General features: G+C 70.5%; 13 protein-coding genes. 4 read left to right on the top strand and 9 right to left on the bottom strand.

All coding sequences use genetic code 11. The features are described 5' to 3' along the window. The first annotated feature begins 251 nt into the window (after window positions 1-251). The 3 genes from FFS49_RS30225 to FFS49_RS30215 all read left to right on the top strand — a co-directional run bounded on the left by FFS49_RS30225 (window position 252) and on the right by FFS49_RS30215 (window position 6,088). A complete protein-coding gene (locus FFS49_RS30225) occupies window positions 252-3,296 on the top strand; it encodes a winged helix-turn-helix domain-containing protein (RefSeq protein ID WP_105817752.1) in 3,045 nt (1,014 codons plus the stop codon). 144 nt (window positions 3,297-3,440) lie between these two features. Continuing rightward, the gene (locus FFS49_RS30220) at window positions 3,441-5,339 is read left to right on the top strand and encodes an amidohydrolase (protein WP_105817791.1); all 1,899 of its coding nucleotides are present in this window, start codon (window positions 3,441-3,443) and stop codon (window positions 5,337-5,339) included. A 74-nt stretch (window positions 5,340-5,413) separates the two neighbouring features. Further along, window positions 5,414-6,088, top strand: coding sequence for a phosphohydrolase (locus tag FFS49_RS30215; protein ID WP_105817753.1), 675 nt, complete (start codon window positions 5,414-5,416; stop codon window positions 6,086-6,088). A gap of 94 nt (window positions 6,089-6,182) precedes the next feature. Here the strand turns inward: FFS49_RS30215 and FFS49_RS30210 are convergent, their stop codons facing one another. From FFS49_RS30210 to FFS49_RS30180, 7 genes are all read right to left on the bottom strand, one after another. After that, window positions 6,183-7,295 (bottom strand): alkene reductase, encoded by a 1,113-nt coding sequence (locus FFS49_RS30210; RefSeq protein WP_105817754.1) that lies wholly within the window; start codon window positions 7,293-7,295, stop codon window positions 6,183-6,185. Window positions 7,296-7,381: 86 nt separating this feature from the next. Further along, entirely contained in the window at window positions 7,382-8,599 is a 1,218-nt protein-coding gene (locus FFS49_RS30205) for an MFS transporter (protein WP_105817755.1), read from the bottom strand. A gap of 177 nt (window positions 8,600-8,776) precedes the next feature. Then, window positions 8,777-9,694 (bottom strand): LysR family transcriptional regulator, encoded by a 918-nt coding sequence (locus FFS49_RS30200; protein ID WP_105817756.1) that lies wholly within the window; start codon window positions 9,692-9,694, stop codon window positions 8,777-8,779. A gap of 104 nt (window positions 9,695-9,798) precedes the next feature. Continuing rightward, a complete protein-coding gene (locus tag FFS49_RS30195) occupies window positions 9,799-12,060 on the bottom strand; it encodes a molybdopterin cofactor-binding domain-containing protein (protein WP_137910129.1) in 2,262 nt (753 codons plus the stop codon). Next, window positions 12,060-12,560, bottom strand: coding sequence for a (2Fe-2S)-binding protein (locus FFS49_RS30190; RefSeq protein WP_039362674.1), 501 nt, complete (start codon window positions 12,558-12,560; stop codon window positions 12,060-12,062). The genes FFS49_RS30195 and FFS49_RS30190 overlap by 1 nt, the downstream gene beginning before the upstream one ends. After that, window positions 12,557-13,843, bottom strand: coding sequence for a cytochrome c (locus FFS49_RS30185; RefSeq protein WP_105817758.1), 1,287 nt, complete (start codon window positions 13,841-13,843; stop codon window positions 12,557-12,559). Before FFS49_RS30185 ends, FFS49_RS30190 begins: the two co-directional genes overlap by 4 nt. Before the next feature lie 337 nt (window positions 13,844-14,180). After that, window positions 14,181-14,453, bottom strand: coding sequence for a UBP-type zinc finger domain-containing protein (locus FFS49_RS30180; protein WP_039362765.1), 273 nt, complete (start codon window positions 14,451-14,453; stop codon window positions 14,181-14,183). 226 nt (window positions 14,454-14,679) lie between these two features. Here FFS49_RS30180 and FFS49_RS30175 point away from each other — a divergent pair, with 226 nt between their 5' ends. Further along, window positions 14,680-15,951, top strand: coding sequence for an NAD(P)/FAD-dependent oxidoreductase (locus FFS49_RS30175; RefSeq protein WP_105817759.1), 1,272 nt, complete (start codon window positions 14,680-14,682; stop codon window positions 15,949-15,951). A gap of 25 nt (window positions 15,952-15,976) precedes the next feature. Here FFS49_RS30175 and FFS49_RS30170 read toward each other — a convergent pair whose 3' ends face one another. Both FFS49_RS30170 and FFS49_RS30165 read right to left on the bottom strand, forming a co-directional pair. After that, window positions 15,977-17,425 (bottom strand): efflux transporter outer membrane subunit, encoded by a 1,449-nt coding sequence (locus FFS49_RS30170; protein WP_105817760.1) that lies wholly within the window; start codon window positions 17,423-17,425, stop codon window positions 15,977-15,979. Next, a complete protein-coding gene (locus tag FFS49_RS30165) occupies window positions 17,422-18,468 on the bottom strand; it encodes an HlyD family secretion protein (protein ID WP_105817761.1) in 1,047 nt (348 codons plus the stop codon). The genes FFS49_RS30170 and FFS49_RS30165 overlap by 4 nt, the downstream gene beginning before the upstream one ends. Between the last annotated feature and the right edge of the window lie 16 nt (window positions 18,469-18,484).

The raw sequence follows: 18,484 nt of genomic DNA, 5'->3' as shown, positions 1-18,484 counted from the left end.
CACGACAGGCGTGCGCGCGGCCCGGAAGAGTATAGCGCCCCACTTTTACATGCAAGCGAATGCGCCGGTTGCGTGATCCGGCCGCCGCCCCACAGCGCATTTTCCTTCAAGATTTTCGTCGCGCCCCCGTCTACACTCAGGCCGTCATTGAACATTGTCCGGCCGGCGCCACGGTGCGCCGGGGCCGGACATCCTGCCGGGTGGACTGCCGCGTTCACCGGGCGGTCATCCTGAGGGACCCGGAGGCGGCCATGATCCAGATCGGAACGTTGTCGGTGGATTTCGAGCAGCGCGACATTCGCCGTCAGGGCGCATCGCTGCGCATCGGTGCACGCGCGCTCGACATTCTCGAAGTGCTGCACCGCGCGAGCGGGTCGGTCGTGTCGAAAGACGACATCATGGACGCGGTCTGGCCGGGGCTGATCGTCGAGGAAAACCGCCTTCAGGTGCACGTGGCGACGCTGCGCAAGGCGCTCGGCACGAGCCGCGATCTGATCAAGACGGTGCCCGGGCGCGGCTACCTGCTGGTCGCGTGTGCGTCGCCCGGCCCGGAACGCCCGCCCGCGGCCGACGCGCCGGCCGCGATGCCGGCCGATGCCCACGCGTCGTCGCCGCCCGCGCCGCTCGTCGGACGCGACACCGAAATCGCGCAGATCGTCGAGATGCTCGAACGCACGCCGGTCGTCACGCTCGTCGGCGCGGGCGGGATCGGCAAGACGAGCCTCGCCGTACGCGTGGCCCACGCGGTGCGTAGCCGCTCGCGCGAGCGCGTGCTGTTCGTGGAGCTGGCGCGCGCGGGGACGCGCGCCGACATGCTGATCGCCCTCGCGGCCGAGCTCGGCCTGGACACGCAGCGCGTGCCCGCCATCGAGGACATCGGCGCCGCATTCGCGGCGTCGCGCTACCTGCTCGTACTCGACAATGCCGAGCACATCGTCGATCTCGTCGCGAGCCTCGTCGAAACGCTGACGTCGTGCGCCGGCTCGCTGCGCGTACTCGTGACGAGCCGCGAGCCGCTGCATATCTCGGCCGAAGCGGTGCTGCGCATGAGCCCGCTTGCGGTGCCCGGCGACGACGCGCGCACCGACGAGATCGTTCGTTGTTCCGCCGTCGAGCTGTTCCTGGAACGGGTTCGCACGGCTGCGCCGGATTGTCCGGTCGACGAAGCCGGCATGCGGCTGATCGCCGATATCTGCCGGCGGCTCGACGGGCTGCCGCTCGCGATCGAACTGGCCGCGGCGCGCGTCGCGACGCTCGGGCTCGCGGTCGTCGCGTCGCGGCTGGACGACCGGCTGAACCTGCTGACCGGCGGGCTGCGCTCGGCGCTGCCGCGTCATCAGACGCTGCGAGCGACGTTCGACTGGAGCTACGTGCTGCTCGACCCGGCCGCACGTGCGCTGTTCCGCCGGATGGGATGCTTCATCGGGCCGTTTACGTTCGATGCCGCGTACGCGGTCGCCACTGAGCCCGGCACGTCGGCCGCGGACATGATCGCAGTGCTCGGCGAACTGGTCGCGAAGTCGCTGGTGACCGTCGAGTTCCACGGCGCCTATGCGCGGTACCGGCTGACCGAATCGACGCGCGCGTATGCGCTGGAAAAACTGCATAACGAGGGCGAGTTCGAGCGCATCACGGCGCGTCACGCACGGTACGAGCACGAGCAGGGGCACGAACGCGAGCAGGGGCACGAGCACGCGGCGGCGAACGTGGACGCCGCGCGGCGCGACGATGTGGTCGCCGAAGCACCGAACGACGGATCAACGGATGTGGTCGCGGAAGCACCGAACGACGCATCAGCGGATGGGGGCGCCGTAGTACTGAACGACGTAACAGTCGATGCGGTCACGCAAGCGCCGAACGACGCACCAGCCGACGCATCAACCGACGCGCTCGCCCTGGCCGCCGACGAAACGCCCGCGCCCGAAGCCGACCTCCTGGCGCGCGCGCTGCTGGAGCCGGCACGGATGCACGAATGCGCGGCGCGGGCGCGCCAGGTGCTCGACGCATTCGACACGGCCGCGGCCGACCCCGTTGATGCCGCGCGTGAGATGCGGTTGCGCGCGGCCTGCGCGTCGGCGCTGCTGCATACGGACGGCGACGCCATGGCCGCGGCCGCGATGTGGGACCGCACGCTCGGTCTTGCCGCCCATGTCGGCGACGCTACGTTCGATGCGCGCGCGCTGGTCGGGCTGTGGAATACGATGCTGACGCTGTCGGACATTCACGAATCGCTGCGCTACGCGACACGCTTCGAGCGCGCGGCCGAGCGGCGCGGCGACCGCTCGCAGCGGCTCCTGGCCAACGCGATGGTCGCCACGTCGCTGCACTATTTCGGCGAGCACGCGCAGGCGCGTGAGCGGCTCGAAGCGGCGACGGCCGAACTCGGCGAGGTGGGCGAACCGCCTTGTGCGCAGGCAGCGCTCGGCGTCGACATGACGACGCTCGCGCGCACGATGCTCACGCGGCTCGTGTGGATGCAGGGCGACCCCGACCATGCGATGCGCATCGCCGCGCAAGCGGTCGAGTGCGCGCGCCGCGGCCCGTCCGCGCTCGCGCTGTGCGTGGTGCTGGGCGCGGCCGCCGTGCCGATCGCGCTGCGCTACGGCGACCACGACATCACGTCCGACTATCTCGCGACGCTGCGCACGACCGCGAGCGCGCACGGCTTCGACATCTGGCGCAATCACGCGGAATGCCTGACCGGCCAGTTCGACATCCAGGCCGGTCATCCCGGCGCGGGCCTCGCGCGGCTCGAACCCGCGCTGCGGCGTGTCGAGGCGAGCGGGTTCCGGCGGCTGCTCGCCCCGTTGAACGTCGCGTATGCGGAGGGTCTCGTACGCGTCGGCCGCGCAGGCGAGGCGCGTACGCGGCTCGATGCGACGCTCGCGCGCTGCCGCGCGCACGGCGAGCATCTGTTCGTGCCGGAACTGCTGCGCGTGACGGGCGTCGCGATGCTCGAACAGGCACGGATCGCGGCCCCCGATGTCGCGCTCGCGTACGAAGCCGACGGCCATCGTCATCTGCAGATGGCGATCCAGACCGCGAACGGGCAGGGCGCGTCGATGTGGGCGCTGCGCGGTGCGCTGGATCTCGCCGATCACCTGATCGAGCGGGGGCGCACCGCGCACGCGTCGACGCTGGTCGCCGGCGTCGCGCGGCACTTCGATCCGCATTCGCGCGCCCATGACGTGCGGCGCTTGCTGCGCGTGCAGAATTTCGTCCGCCAGGACATGCCGCCGCCGTCCCGCACGCCTGCGCGCCACGACGCCGCCGACGCGGCGCAGCAGGCCGCATAGCGATGCGCGAGTTCCAGGCAACCGCGCGACTGCGCGATCGCGGCATGCGTGCCGATGCGGGCGACGCAGCGGGTTTCCGTCGTTCGACGATGCGACGCACGCGCGGCGCGGCGCGGCGTGCGCGTGCGCACGGGAGGCCCGACGGTGCTTAGAGCGACGGAACCCGCGCGCGCGGCGGACCTCGTCGTCTTCAACGGCAAGATTGCGACCCAGGACGAGCAGCGCTCGTTCGTCAGCGCACTTGCGGTGAAGGACGGGCGCATCGTCGCGACCGGCGACGATCGCGACGTGCTGCGTCATGCGCACGGCGACACGACCTGCATCGACCTGAACGGCCGCACGGTGATCCCCGGGCTTGTCGACGCGCACCTGCAGGCCATCCGCGGCGGCGCGAACTTCAACCTGGAGTTGCGCTGGGACGGCGTGCCGTCGCTCGCCGCCGCGCTCGACCTGCTGCATCGGCAGGCCTTGCGCACGCCTGCGCCGCACTGGGTACGCGTGGGCGGCGGCTGGACCGCGCTGCAGTTCGCGGAGAAGCGCGGCCCGACGGTGGCCGAGCTCAATGCGATCGCACCCGATACGCCGGTGTTCGTCCAGCATCTCGGCGACAGCGCGTGGCTGAATGCGGCCGCGCTGCGCGCGATCGGGTACGGGCGCGACACGCCCGATCCGCCGGGCGGCGAATTGCGGCGCGACCGCCATGGGCGGCCGACCGGGCTGCTGCTCGCGCGCCCGGACCCGGCCGTGCTGGCCGCGGCGCTCGCGCATGCGCCGGTGCTCGGCGCGGCCGACCGGGTCAATTCGACGCGGCAGTTCATGCGCGCGCTGAACCGCGTGGGCGTGACGAGCGCGATCGACGCCGGCGGCGACGGCCTGACGTATCCGGACGATTACGCGGCGGTCATCGCGCTTGCACGCCGCGGCGAACTGACGACGCGCATCGCGTACGCACTGGGCGCACGGCACGCCGGCCGGGAAATCGACGACTTCGCGCAGTGGATTGCGCTGACCTCGCCCGGCGACGGCGATGCGTTCCTGCGCGCAAACGGCGCGGGCGCGCGGCTGCTGTTTTCGGCGGTAGATCTGGGGAATTTTCTCGACCCGCGCACCGAACTGCCCGCGTCGGTCGACGCGGAACTGACCGCCGTCGTCCGGCTGCTGGTCCGCCACCGCTGGCCGTTCCGGCTGCATGCGACCTACGACGAGGCGATCGGCCGCTTCCTCGACGTGTTCGAGGCGGTGAACCGCGATACGCCGTTCGCCGGGCTGCGCTGGTGTTTCGACCGGTGCGAGACGATGTCGGATGCGAACATCGCGCGCGTGGCGGCGCTGGGCGGCGGCGTGACCGTGCAGCCGCGCATGGCGTTCCAGGGCGAGGCGTTCATCGCGCGCGACGGTGCGGCCGCGGCGACGCGCGCGCCGCCGATCCGCGCGATGCTCGCGGCCGGGTTGCCGGTCGGGGCAGGCTCCGGCGCGCTGGATGCGGCGAGCTACAACCCGTTCGTCGCGCTGCACTGGATGGTGTCGGGGCGCAGCGTCGGCGGCACCGTGCTGTATCCGCCGCGCAACCGGCTCGGCCGGATGGAGGCGCTGCGCTGCTACACGGTCGGCAGCGCGTGGTTCTCCGCCGACGAGCATCGCAAGGGGGCGCTGGTGCCCGGCCATTACGCGGATTTCGCGGTGCTCAGCGACGACTATTTCACGATCGACACGCCGCGCATCCCGCAGCTGTCGTCGGTGCTGACGATCGTCGACGGGAAGGTCGTGCATGCGGAGCGGGAATACGCGTCGCTCGCGCCGCCGCCGCCGCCCGCCAGCCCCGGATGGTCGCCGGTCGCCGATGGCGGCGGCACGCCTGAAGCCGGCGCGAACGGGCATGGCAGCCCGCGCGCATCGGCGGCGGGCGACGCATGCATGAACCCCGGCACCGATGCGTGCCGGGCACGCGGCCCCGGGCGCCGCTTCGCGCGGCCGCGCCATCCGACGGCCTGCGCGGCCGGCGACCGCTGCGACGCGTGCGGCCGCCGCTGCGTCGCGTGCTAGCCGGCACGCACCCCATCGCGCGGCATGGCCTTGAACGATTTTTCGTCCCGTGCGCGGGACAGGAAGGAGACACGATGAACGTTGCGCACACACGCGCACCGTCGACCGGCGACGAAGTGGCCGGCGTCAGCATTCCGCGCACGACGCTTGCGGTCGAGGCGGCCGACGCGGCACGTGCAGCGTTGCCTGCCGCGCTCGCCGATCATGCCGCGCGCGTGTTCGTGTTCGCGTCGCTCGCCGCGCGGCGTGCAGGCGAAGGGTGCGATGCCGATGCGCTGTACGTCGCCGCGATGTACGCGAACATGGGGCTGAGCCCCGCTTACTGCCGCTCGCCCGAGCGTTACGAGCTCGACGGCGCGGATGCCGCGCGCGCGCTGCTGGTGCGGCATCGGCGCGCACGCAGCATGCGCGACGACGTCTGGCACGCGATCGCGCTGCATACGACGCCCGGTGTGGCCGAGCGAGCGTCGCCGCTCGCCCGCGCGCTGGCACGCGCCGTGTCGACGGATTTGATGGCAACCGATTTCGACAGCTACACCGCCGACGAGCGCACCGCGCTGCTCGCGGCTTACCCGCGCGGCAGCGGATTTCGCGAAACGTTCCTTGCCGCGGTCGCGCGCGGCGTCGAGCATCGGCCGCAGTCGACTTTCGGCACGTGGAGCGCCGACGTGCTCGAACGCGCGGATCCGGATTTCCATCGGCCGAATTTCTGCGGGCGCGTGCTGGGGGCGCGGTGGAGCGACGCTTGACGGCGCCGTTGCATCGCGCGGGAATCGGCCGCGCAGGCCGAGGTATCGCGACGGGGTGCGCGACGCCCCGTGCCGTGCGCGGCGCATCTGCCGGCTACGCGGGCGATCCGGCCGCGTCGTGCCGCGCATAGTCGACGTATCCGGCGCGGTCGCCGCCGTACCAGCCGACGGCTTTCGGTTCCGCGAGCGGGACGCGTGCCGCGAGGCGTTCGACGAGATCGGGGTTCGCGATATAGGCGCGTGCGAACGCGACGAGATCGGCGTCGCCCGCGTCGATCAACGCGTTTGCCGCGTCCGGTGAAATACCGCCGTTGACGATCAGCGTGCCGCCGAACGACCGGCGCGCGTGCTCGACGATGCGCGGCAGATCGGGCTCGCCGCTCCAGCCGTTGGTGTCGGCCGCGTGCAGATAGGCGACACCCGCGTCGTCGAGCATCCGGCCGACGTACGCGAGCGTCGCATCCGGATCGGCATCGCGCACGTTGTTGTACTTCGCGTACGGCGAGATCCGCACGCCGACGCGGCCGAGCGGCATCACGCCACCGACCGCATCGATGATTTCCGCAAGAAAGCGCGCGCGGTTCGCGAGCGAGCCGCCGTAGCGATCGTCGCGGCGGTTCAGCGTCGACGACAGGAACTGGTGCGGCAGGTAGCCGTTGGCCGCATGGATCTCGACGCCGTCGAAGCCGGCGGCCATCGCGCGCGTGGCCGCTTGCCGGAATTCATCGACGGCCGCGACGACTTCGTCGGTCGTCATTGCGCGCGACGGCGTCGCGTGAATCTTCGTGTAGTAGCCGTTCTGCAACTGTGCCCATACCTGCAGCTGTTCGAGGTCGTCGTTCACGCCGGACGGCGACAGCGGCACGGCGCCGCCGAGCAGCGTCAGCGAGCTGACGCGCCCGCCGTGCCACAGTTGCGCGAAGATGCGCCCGCCGCGCGCATGCACGGCATCGGTGACGACTTTCCAGCCGGCGGCTTGCGCATCGTCGACGAGCCCCGGTGTCAGCTCGAACGCGGCGGACGCGCGGCTGACGTTGGTCGCCTCGGTCACGATCAGGCCGGCCGACGCGCGCTGCGCGTAGTACTCGGCCATCAGTTCGGTGGGCAGCCCGCGCGACGGCGCGCGCGAGCGCGTCATCGGCCCCATCACGACGCGGTTCGGCAGCGCGAGGCCGCGCAGATCATAGGCACTGAGCAGGGAAGACATGATGGACTCCTTTTCTTCGGCGTGGAGCGGGGCGGCGACGCGCCCCGCGAACGAATCGGTTTGAAGTTTGAAGGGGGCGGCGGGGTTCAGCCGAGTGCGTGACGTTGCGCGTGCGGCCGGCCGACGAGCAGGTAGTGCGCGAGCGCGACGATCGGGAACGCCCCGGCCACCGCCGCGACGAGTGTCCACCCGCCATGCTCGTACAGCGGGCTTGCGAGCGCGGAGCCCACGGCGCCGCCGACGAAGATGCTCGTCATGTACAGCGCGTTCAGCCGGTTGCGGCTTGCCGCGTGCAGCGCGTAGATCTCGCGCTGGCCGAGCACCATGTTCATCTGCACCGCGAAGTCGAGCACGATGCCGGTCACGACGAGCCCGTACAGGCCGGTGCCGTGCACGAACCCGATCGCGTACGAGAGCGTGCCGGCGACCAGCGCGATCAGCGTCGCGCGCACCGTATGGCCGGCGTCCGCGAGGCGCCCGGCCACCGGTGCCGACGTCGCGCCGATCGCCCCGACCAGCGCGAACAGGCCGATGGCCGACTGCGACAGTCCGTAGTGACGCGTCAGCTCGACCGGCACGGCGGTCCAGAACAGGCTGAACGACGCGAACATCAGGCCCTGGTAGAACGCGCGATGGCGCAGGACAGGCATCGTGCGAACCAGCTGCAGCAGCGAGCCGATCAGCTCGAAATAGGTCGCGCGATGGTCGGGTTGGCGCTGCGGAATCGTCAACGCGAGCACGGCCGTGACGAGCGTCATCAGCACGGCGGCCGCCGCGAACACGAAACGCCAGCCGAACGCGTCGGCCACGACGCTCGACAGCGGGCGGGCCAGCAGGATGCCGAGCAGCAGCCCGCTCATGATCGTGCCGACCACGCGGCCGCGCGAATGATCCGGCGCGAGGTGCGCGGCGAGCGGCACGAGGATCTGCACGGCCACCGAGCTGAAGCCGATCAGCAGCGAAATCGCGAGAAAGAGCCCGGGTGTGCGCACGAACGCCGCCGCGGCGAGGCTTGCAATCGACACGACGGCCGTCACGATCATCAGCTTGCGGTTCTCGAGCAGGTCGCCGAGCGGCACGATGAAGAACAGGCCGAGTGCATAGCCGATCTGCGTCAACGACACGATCAGGCTCGCCGTGCCGCCGGACATGTGCAGGCCGGGCGCGATGAGTTCCGTGATCGGCTGCGCGTAGTACAGGTTCGCGACGATCGCGCCGCAGCTGAATGCGAACAGCAGGATCAACCCCTGCGTGAGTTGGGTGCCGTGCGCAGGCTGCGCGCGCGGCGTTGAATCGGCTGACATGGTGGGCTCCTTGAGAAGAGAGAGGTGGGTCACCGTGTCGCCGCGCCTGCATGGAGTTCGCCGGGCGCGCGATACGGTGCACCGCGTTGCCGCCCATACTATTGGCCGGTCGATAAAACCGGAACCGGGCCGCCGCGCAATCGAGCGTTGCGCGGCACGCAAAGGCGCCGCGCCCGGTCAGCCGCGCTTGCCCTGCAGCGTCGGAATCTGCTCGAACAGGCCCGCGAGCCAGTCGACGAACACCTTGAGCTTGACGGGCACGTGGCGATTGGGCGGATACAGCACCGAGATCGGCCGGGGCGGCGCGTTGAAATCCGTCAGCACCTCGCGCAGCCGGCCCGATTTCAGATAGGGCTCGACGAGGTACAGCGACGTCTTGATCAGGCCGATGCCCGCGATGCCGCACTCGATGTAGTTGTCCGCATCGTTGACGGCGACCGTGCCGCACATCTGCACGACCCGCGGCTCGCCGTCGACGACGTAGTCCCATACGCGGGGGCGCCCGGTATCGGCCGAGATGTGGCTGACCGCCACGTGCTGCGCGAGGTCGTCGACCGTCTCCGGCTCGCCGAACCGTGCCAGGTACGCGGGCGACGCGCACGTGCAGGTGGTCAGGCTGCCGATGCGCCGCGCGATCATCCCCGAGTCGTCGAGCGCGCCGATGCGCACCACGCAGTCGACGCCTTCGCCGACGAGATCGATCTGCCGGTCGGTCACGCCGAGTTCGATCATGATGCCGGGGTGGGCATCGAGGAACGCGGGCAGCGCGGGCACCACGACCTGCTTGGCCATCGCGGGCGGCAGGTTCACCTTCAGCCGGCCGCGCGGCACGTTGCGCGCCTGCGAGACCGACGCTTCCATGTCGTCGATTTCGCGCAGCACCGCGACGGAACGTTCGTAGTATGCCTGGCCGTCCTCGGTCAGCGAGATGCGGCGCGTCGTGCGGTTCAGCAGCCGGCAGCCGAGGTGCTGTTCGAGCGCGCTGAGCAGCGCGGACACGCGCGGCGTCGTGAGGCCGGTCGTGTCGGAGGCGCGGGTGAAGCTGCCGGTTTCGACGATGCGCGTGAACACGCGCATCGAAAGCAAGGTATCCATCGTCGGAAGTTCTCCAGCCTGTCTGCATGCGGCGCCGGTGCGTGCCGGCGCCGTCTTGTCGGGTATCGGATATAGCGTGTCGCGTGGCGGGTGTGATCGAACCGCTAGGCGTCGATGCGCTTTCTCAGCGCGTCGCCGGCGAACGGCATTTCGCGCATGCGCTGGCCGGTCGCATCGAAGATCGCGTTGGCGAGCGCACCGGCGGTCGGCCCCATCGACGCCTCGGCCGCGCCGAGGAACGGTGCACCCGGGCGATTGACCAGATGGACCTTCACGCTCTGCGGTGCGGCCGAGAAGCGCAGGATCGGGTAGCTGCTCCAGTCGAAGCTGCGAATCCGTTCGGTGTCGTACTTCAGCGCTTCGTAGAGCGTCCAGCTCGCGGCCTGCAGGATGCCGCCCTCGATCTGGTTGCGGATCCCGTCCGGCGACACGATCTGCCCCGCGTCGACGGCGGCTTCCGCGTGCTCGAGCGTCACCTGGCCGGTTTCCGGCACGACCGACACCTCGACCGCGAGCGCGACGTACGCCATCAGGTTCTTGTACTTGCCGAACGCGAAGCCGACGCCGCGGTTGCGCGCGCGCGGCGGCCGCGGCCAGCCGAAGTGCTTCGCGGCGAGCTGGATCACCTGCCGCGCGCGATGGTCTTCCATGTGACGCAGCCGGAATTCGACCGGATCGACGCCGGCCGCGTGCGCGAGCTCGTCCATGAAGCTTTCGATCGCCCACACGTTGGTGTGTGCGCCGAGCGAGCGCATCGCGGACGTCTGCAGCGGCATCGTCGGCGAGAAGTTGTTGACGATATGCTGGTTCGGCAGCGCATACAGCGGAATCGCGTTGCGATCGGCGCCGCCCTCCGGTTGCAGCATCGGCGTCGACGGCGCGGGCACGAACGGCGGCTCAAGCATCCGCGCCGGCAGCAGCCGGCCGGCATTGACGATCCGCTCGTTGTGCGAACTGCTCCACAACGCGTAATTCCAGTCGACGATGCGGCCGTTCGCGTCGAGCGATGCGCTGACCTCGGTCACCATCGCCGGCGTGAAGTGATCCCACGTGTGTTCCTGCTCGCGCATCCACTGCACGCGAATCGGCTTGCCGGGCATCGCGGCGGCCATCAGCGCCGCGTGCGCGGCTGCGTCGTCGGCCCCGTTGTGTCCGTAGCAGCCGGACCCTTCGGTATGAATGCAGCGCACGATCGCCTTCGGCATCGACAGCATCTCGGCCAGAGCGTCGCGCAGCGGGTAGACGCCTTGCGAATGGGTCCACACCGTCATCGTCCCGTTCTCGAGGTGTGCGACCGCACACGACGGCCCGATCGAGCCGTGCAGCAGGTAGTTCTTCAGGAACGTCGCGTTGAGCGTCTTCGCGGCCGGCGCGGTGGCCGTGTGCGTGTTCGCGATCTCGATGCGCTGCGTCGAGATCCGCTTCAGGTCGGCATGCACGGTGGCGCGATCGGGCAGCTTGCGCCCGGGCGACCACCGGCACGCGGCGGCAAGCGCGCGCTGCGCGACCACCGCCTGCCATTCGCCCTGCGCGACCACCGCGAGCATGCTGCCGTTGCGCACGATCCGCACGACGCCCGGCAGCTTCAGGATCGCCGCTTCATCTAACGACAGCAGCTTCGCTTCGTACACCGGCGGCATCACGACGCGTGCGTGCAGCATGCCGGGCAACTGCATGTCCTGTACGTAGCTGACGCCGCCCGTTACCTTGTTCGGGATGTCGACGCGCGGCAGCGACGTGCCGATCACCGTGAACGTCGCCGGGCTCTTCAGCGGCGACGTGGGCGCGGCGTTGCGATGCAGGTCGACGGTGCGGATCGCGTCGCCGTAGGTCATCGTGCGGCCGTCGGGCGCCTTGATGACTGCGTCGGCGGTCGTCAGCGTGCGCGCGTCGACGCCGAAGCGCTTCGCCGCGCCTTCCACCAGCAGCGCGCGCACTTGCGCGGCCGCGTTCAGCAGCGCGGAACCGCTGTCGGCCATCGTGTGGCTGCCCGCGGTCAACCCCTCGTCGGGCGATGCGCCGGTGTCGGCTGTCAGGAACGTGATCAGCGACGGATTCATGTCGAGTTCCTCGGCGGCCACCTGCAGCAGCGCGGTGCGCACGCCGGTGCCGAGCTCGACCTTGCCGGTAAATACGGTGACCTTGCCGTCCGGCGCGATCTTGATCCACGCGTCGAGCAGTGGATTGGTCTTCAGGCTGCCCGCGAGCGTCTGGGTGGTTTTTGCCACGTGCACGGCGGCCCCTTCGTCCGCGATCACGAGCTGTGCGGCCGCGCGCGCGGCCGGCGCGAGCGTGAACGCGACGAACAGCGCGCCGGAGACGATGAAGTGCCGGCGGCCTTCGTCGATGTCGTCGTGGGAATTCATTACAGCCCCTTGCTGATCGTGACGGGAGCGGAAGCCGGTTCGGGGGGCGGCAGCCCCGCGACCGAGCGCACGGCCGCGAGGATCCGCATGTGCGTGCCGCAGCGGCACAGGTTCGGCTCCATGTGCGTACGCAGTTCCTGTTCGGTCGGCTTCGGGTTGCGCTCGAGCAGTGCCTGCGCGCGCATGATCATCCCCGCGATGCAGTAGCCGCACTGCGCGGCCTGATGCTCGACGAACGCGCGCTGCAGCGGGCCCGGATGCTCGGCAGTGCCGAGGCTCTCGATGGTGCGCACGCTGCGCGCACCGACCGCGGCCACCGGCATCAGGCACGAGAACGTCGGCTTGCCGTCGACGATCACCGTGCAGGCGCCGCATTGGCCGAGGCCGCAGCCGAACTTCGCGCCGTGCAGGTGCAGGTCGTTGCGCAGCGCGTACAGCAGCGGCGTGGACGGATCGATGTCCAGCGTGTGCCGCACGCCGTTGACGGTGAGGGTAATCATCGGGCTGTGTCCTCTTTTCTGAGCTTCGCGGCCATCGCGTCGACGCCGGACCATGCGGGGCGATCGGTGTAGGTCGCGCGCACGTAAGCGGCGAGATCGGCGATCTGCGCGTCGTCGTACTGGTCGATGAACGACGGCATGTAGTTCAATGTGTCCTCGCCGTGCCAGCCGATGCCGTTGAACATCATCTGGATCGTATTGCGCGGCGTATCGGCGTTCACGGCCGTGCTGAACGCGAGCGTCGGCCGCTCGCCGATCGACTGCATCGGCGCGGCCGGCCCGTGGCACTGCGCGCACGATGCCTGGAACAGCACGGCGCCGCGCTGCGCGGCCGGCGTCGTCGCGGCACGTTCGGCCGGTGCGGCGGCCGTGGCCGCATGCCCGTTCGCCGGCTTCTGGATCGACAGGATGTACGCGGCGATTGCTTCGACGTCTTCCGCCGGCACCGTCGCGAGATCGCGCGTGACCGGCAGCATCGGCCCGGCCGCCGCGCCGTGCTCGCTCGCGCGGCCGGTGCGCAGGTACGTGACGAGCTGCGCCTGCGTCCACGGCCGCGCGGCCTGGCCGAGCGCATTGAGCGGCGGCGCTTCCCAGCCGTCGACGATGCCGCCGTCGAATGCGCGGCCGCGCTCTTCGCCGCCGATCGCGTTCAGCGGCGAATGGCACGACGCGCAGTGGCCGAGCCCGTCCACGAGCATCCTGCCGCGGTTCCATTGCGCGGACAGCGCGGGGTCGGGTTGATACGCGCCTTCGCGCAGGAACAGCACGTTCCAGAACGCGACCAACGGCCGGAAGTTCAGCGGAAACACCAGGTCGTTGGCCGGCGTCGTCGCGCGAACCGGCGTGCGTGTCATCAGGTACGCATACGCGGCGGCGATGTCGTCGTCCGACATCTTCGTGAAATGAATGTACGGAAACGCCGGGTACAGCGGCTGGCCGTTGCGCCCGATGCCGGTGCGCAGCGCGCGGGCGAACGCGTCGCGCGACCAGCGGCCGATGCCGGTTTCCGGATCCGGCGTGATGTTGGTCGCATAGATCGTGCCGAACGGCGTCGCGAGCGGCAGGCCGCCGGCGAACGGCTTGCCGTCCTTCGCGGTATGGCACACGACGCAGTCGCCGAGTGCGACGACGCGCGCGCCGGCGCGCACCAGCTGCGGGTCGAACGAAGTAGGGGCGGGCGGATCGATCGGCGCGATCGACGGCCGCACCATGATGCCGATCGCGACCGCGACGCCCGCGATCGCGATGCCGGCCGCGCCGATCCAGAGTCGTTTGTGCTTCATGCGCGCTCCAGGCGAAGCGGTGCGGCGCAGGTCATGCGATGCGCGGTAACACCGGACGATGCGTATCGGCCGTGCGTGGCCGTCCGGTGCGGCCGCGACCGTCTTGCGGCGCGGCGGTGATTGGCGACGGGGATCATTTTTGTCACTCCAGCAGTCGATAACGAGCGCAAGCGTCGTCCTGCGCGGCAGCTCATGAACGGCAGTCTACGCAGCGGCCGCGATCATGGCCTGAAGCGGCGCTGAAACGTTCTGAACGGTGTCCGGCCCCGGATCGACCGGGTGCGGCGCGCGGCGCGGATGACGGGCGCGCCGTGTCGCGGCGGCCCCGCGCGCTGCGTCAAGACGGGATCTCGCCGGCGACGACTTCGTCCGCGTAGCACCAGATCCAGCGCTCGCCGGGCTCGATCGAGCGGACGAGCCGATGGCCGGTGTCACGGAAATGTCGGCTCGCGTGGCGATTCGGCGACGAGTCGCAGCAACCGACGTGCCCGCAGATCAGGCACATCCGCAAATGTACCCAGCCGCTGCCCGATCTGATGCATTCCTCACAGTAGTCCTTGTCGGTGTCGAACACGCGTGCTTCGTCGAGATGCGTACAGGCGTTGGCCATCTTGCGCTCCGATGCCGGCGCGGGAGCGACGCTCGCGGCACGGCCGGCACGCGGCCGCAAGCGGGAGGGATACGCGGCATTGTGCAGCGTCGCGTCGCGGCCGGACCTTAATTGTCATGAAGCGGCCCGCGCGGCGCGCGGCGGCAGCGTACAGTCGCGAATGCGTTCGGCCACGCCGCGGCACCGGCCGAACCGCATCCGACATCGACATCATCGGGAGGCGCTCATGGATCAACCGCAACACGTGCGGATCGTCGGTCTGCCGCGCAGCAGGGACGCGTACGCGATCCGCGATTTCCTGCAGCGGCGCATGATTGCGTACGACTGGTGCGAGCTGACCTCCGACGCCGACTGCGCGCAGGTGCTCGGCATCGCGCCGCTGCGCGACATCCGGCTGCCGGTCGTGATCTTTCCGGACGGCTCGCGCCTGTACCAGCCGACCCTGGCCGAGATTGCCGCGCGGCTCGGCTGGGTCGCGCGCCCGCGCTTCGTCGAATACGACGTGTCGATCTACGGCGCGGGGCCGGCCGGGCTGTCGGCGGCGGTCTACGCGGCGTCCGAAGGGTTGCGCGCGGTCGTGATCGAGCGCGGCGCGATAGGCGGGCAGGCCGGCACGAGTTCGCTGATCGAGAACTACATGGGCTTCCCCGACGGCATTCCGGGCGCGGAACTCGCGGAACGCGCGCGCGAGCAGGCGGTGAAGTTCGGCGTCGAGCTGCTGACGATGCGCGAGGGCGTGCATGCGACGTTCGTCGACGGCAAGATCCGCGTCGAGCTCGCCGACGGGTCGATCCTGGTCGCGCGCACGAACATCTGCGCGACCGGCATCGAATATCGCAGCCTCGGGCTGCCGGAGGAGCCGGCGTTTCTGAATGCGGGGCTGTTTTACGGCGCGGGGTCGAGCGAAGCGCCGATGTGCGCGGGCGAGCAGGTATTCATCGTCGGTGGCGGCAATTCGGCCGGCCAGGCCGCGATGAATTTCTCGCGGCATGCGCGCCAGGTGACGATGCTCGTGCGCGGTGCGTCGCTCGCGGACACGCTGTCGCGCTACCTGATCGACCGGATCGAGCGCACGCCGAACATCGAGGTCCGCTACCGGTCGAGCGTCGCCGCGCTGCACGGCGACGGCTGGCTCGACGCGATCGAGCTTCGCTCGGCGGACGGCACGTGCGAACGGCTGCCGGCCACGCGCCTGTTCGTGTGCATCGGCGGCGCGCCGAATACCGACTGGGCGAAGGACACCGACATCATCCGCAATCCGGACGGTTATCTCGTCACCGGCGGCGACCTGTACGACTGTCCGGCGTTCGAGCGCGTGTGGCCGCTCGAGCGACGGCCGTACCACCTGGAAACCAGCGTGCCGGGATCGTTCGCGGCCGGCGACGTGCGATCGGGATCGGTCAAGCGCGTCGCGTCGGCGGTCGGCGAAGGCGCGATGGCGGTGACCTTCGTGCACCGGTTTCTCGGCGAGGACGCACATCGGCTCGCGAGCGCGTGACGCAGGTGCGGGCCGCTCGATGGATTCATCGCGCGTCCGCCTGCGTCGCGTCGCGCAATCCGTCCCGGCCGGCGCGCGCCGGCGGCGTCCACCCGCCGCCCAATGCGCGCACGAGGCTCACCGTCGCGACGGCCAGCGCCTGCCGGCTGTGAATCAGCTGGCGTCGCGCATTCAGCGCATCGCGATCGGCGTCGATCACTTCCAGATAGCTGACGTACCCATGCGCATAACGGCTCAATGACAGCCGGGCCGCCGCATCCGTCGCGCGCGCCGCGTCGTCGTAGCGCACGATCCGCTCCTTTTGCGCGGCGATGTCGTTGAGCGCGTCCTGCACGTCGCGCAACGCACCGATCGCGATCGCGCGATAGTTCGCGTCGGCTGCGTCCATGCCGGCACGCGCGGCAGCCACCTCGGCATCGCGCTTGCCGCCGTCGAACAGCGTCAGCGCGACGTTCGCGCCGAGACTCCACAGCGAGCTGTTGCGGTCGAGAAACGACCGCAGGTCGCGGGTGGCGAAACCGCCGTCGGCGGTCAGTGTCAGCGTCGGCAGCCATGCGGTGCGCGCGATGCCCAGTTCGAGCGACGCCGCATCGGCGCGCCGTGCCGCCGCGAATACGTCCGGGCGTTGGGCGAGCAGCGCGGATGGCAGCCCGGACGGCACGTCCGGCACCTGCACGAGCACGGTACCCGTGCCGACGTCGAATGCGGTCGGCGACACGCCGGTCAGCACTGCGATGGCGTCGACGAGGTTCTCGCGCAGCCGGCGGCTCTCCGCGAGATCGGCATGCGCGGTATCGAGATCGGCCGACGCGCGCAGCCCGTCGAGATCGCTCGCCGCGCCGGCCCGCACGCGGGCGGCGATCACGTCGAGCGCGGTGCGCCGCAGCCCGATCGCGCGCGTGAGCGTCACGAGATCGTCGTCGACGTAGCGCAGCGTCAGATAGTCGACGGCCACTTCGGTCGCCACCCGCAGACGCACCGCATCGCGGTCGGCCGCCGCCTGCAGCACGTTCTGTTCGCCGATGTCGGCATCGCCGCGCAAGCGGCCCCATAGATCGACTTCGTAGCTCGCGGCGACGGGAACCGACCAGTTGTGCATCGTGCGCTTCGGCAGCGCGTTGTCGACCGTGCCGGAGACGCGCGTGCGGCTGAATGACGGATCGACGCGCACGGTCGGCGCCAGCGCGGCATCGCGCACGCCGAGCAGTGCCTGCGCCTGGTCGACGCGCGCGGCCGCCACGCGGATATCGAGGTTGTGCGAGAGCGCGGCGTCGACGAGGCGGCCGAGTTGCGGGTCGCCGAACCCGTCCGGCCACGCAGCGAGCGACGGCGTGCGCGTAGCGGTTGACGGACCGGTCGAAGGATCGGCATGGCGGAACCCGTCGTGCCCGACCGGCACGGGCGCGAGCGGCTGCGGCGCGATCGAGCACGCGGCCAGCAGGCTCGCGGCGAGCAGTAAGCATGCGTGCTTCATCGCGATTCGCCGCCGCCCTGCAGCGTGACGACCACCGACAGCCCGGGCCGGATGCGCGGCTCCGTCGCGGCCGGGCCGTCGAGCAGGATCTTCACGGGCACGCGCTGCGTGACCTTCGTGAAATTGCCGGTCGCGTTGTCGGGCGGCAGCAGCGCGAACTGCGCGCCCGTCGCGGGCGACAGGCTGTCGATGCGCCCCGTGAACGTGCGCTGCGGCAGCGCATCGAAGCGCAGTTGCACGGCGTCGCCGGCGCGCACGTGCCGCAGCTGCGTCTCGCGGAAATTGGCGACGATCCACGGATGCGGCTCGACCAGCGTGAGCAGCGCCTGGCCCGGCGCGACATGTTCGCCCGTCTCGACGGTCTTCTTGCCGACGTAGCCGTCCGACGGCGCGACGACGGCCGTGTAGCCGAGTTGCAGAAGCGCGTCGCGCAACTCGGCGTCGTTCTGGCTCGCCGCGGCGTCGGCGGCCTCGGCGGCGGCGATGGCGCTGCGCCGTTGCGCATCGGCCGCCGCGACGCGCGCACGGGCCGACTTGCGTGCGGCATCGGCCGCGTCGAACTCCTGCTTCGACAAGCCGCGCGGCGTCTCGCGGGTCAGTTCGCGTGCGCGGGCGTAATCGAGTTCGGCCTTGTCGGCATCGGCGTGCGCCGACACGAGTGCCGCGTCCGCCTGCTCGATCAGCGCGTGTGCGCGGCTCGCATCGGCATGCGCCTGGGCGACGCGTGCACGCTGCGCCGCGACCCGCACGTCGAAGTCGCGCCGGTCGATCTGCACGAGCGGGTCGCCGGCATGCACGAACTGGTTGTCGTCGACGAGCACATGCTCGACCGTGCCGGCCACGCGCGGCGAGATCACGTGCAGGTGACCGGTCACGTACGCGTCGTCGGTGCCGCGATCGCGTGCGTCGAACTCGTACACGAGCAATGCGACGAGCAGCAGCGCGATCGCGGCGATCGCGACGATGGCCGGCCAGCGCGAGCGAGCGGGCGCGGCTGGCGGCGGCGCCGAAGCGACCGGCGTATCGGCGGAAGGTGAGGTCATGGTCGGCAAACTCCAT

Source organism: Burkholderia sp. 4NA327C6 (genome assembly GCF_005502655.1).
Lineage (GTDB): Bacteria > Pseudomonadota > Gammaproteobacteria > Burkholderiales > Burkholderiaceae > Burkholderia > Burkholderia contaminans.
The sequence above is the reverse complement of the archived record's forward strand: the minus strand, read 5'-3'. Positions and strand labels throughout refer to the sequence as shown.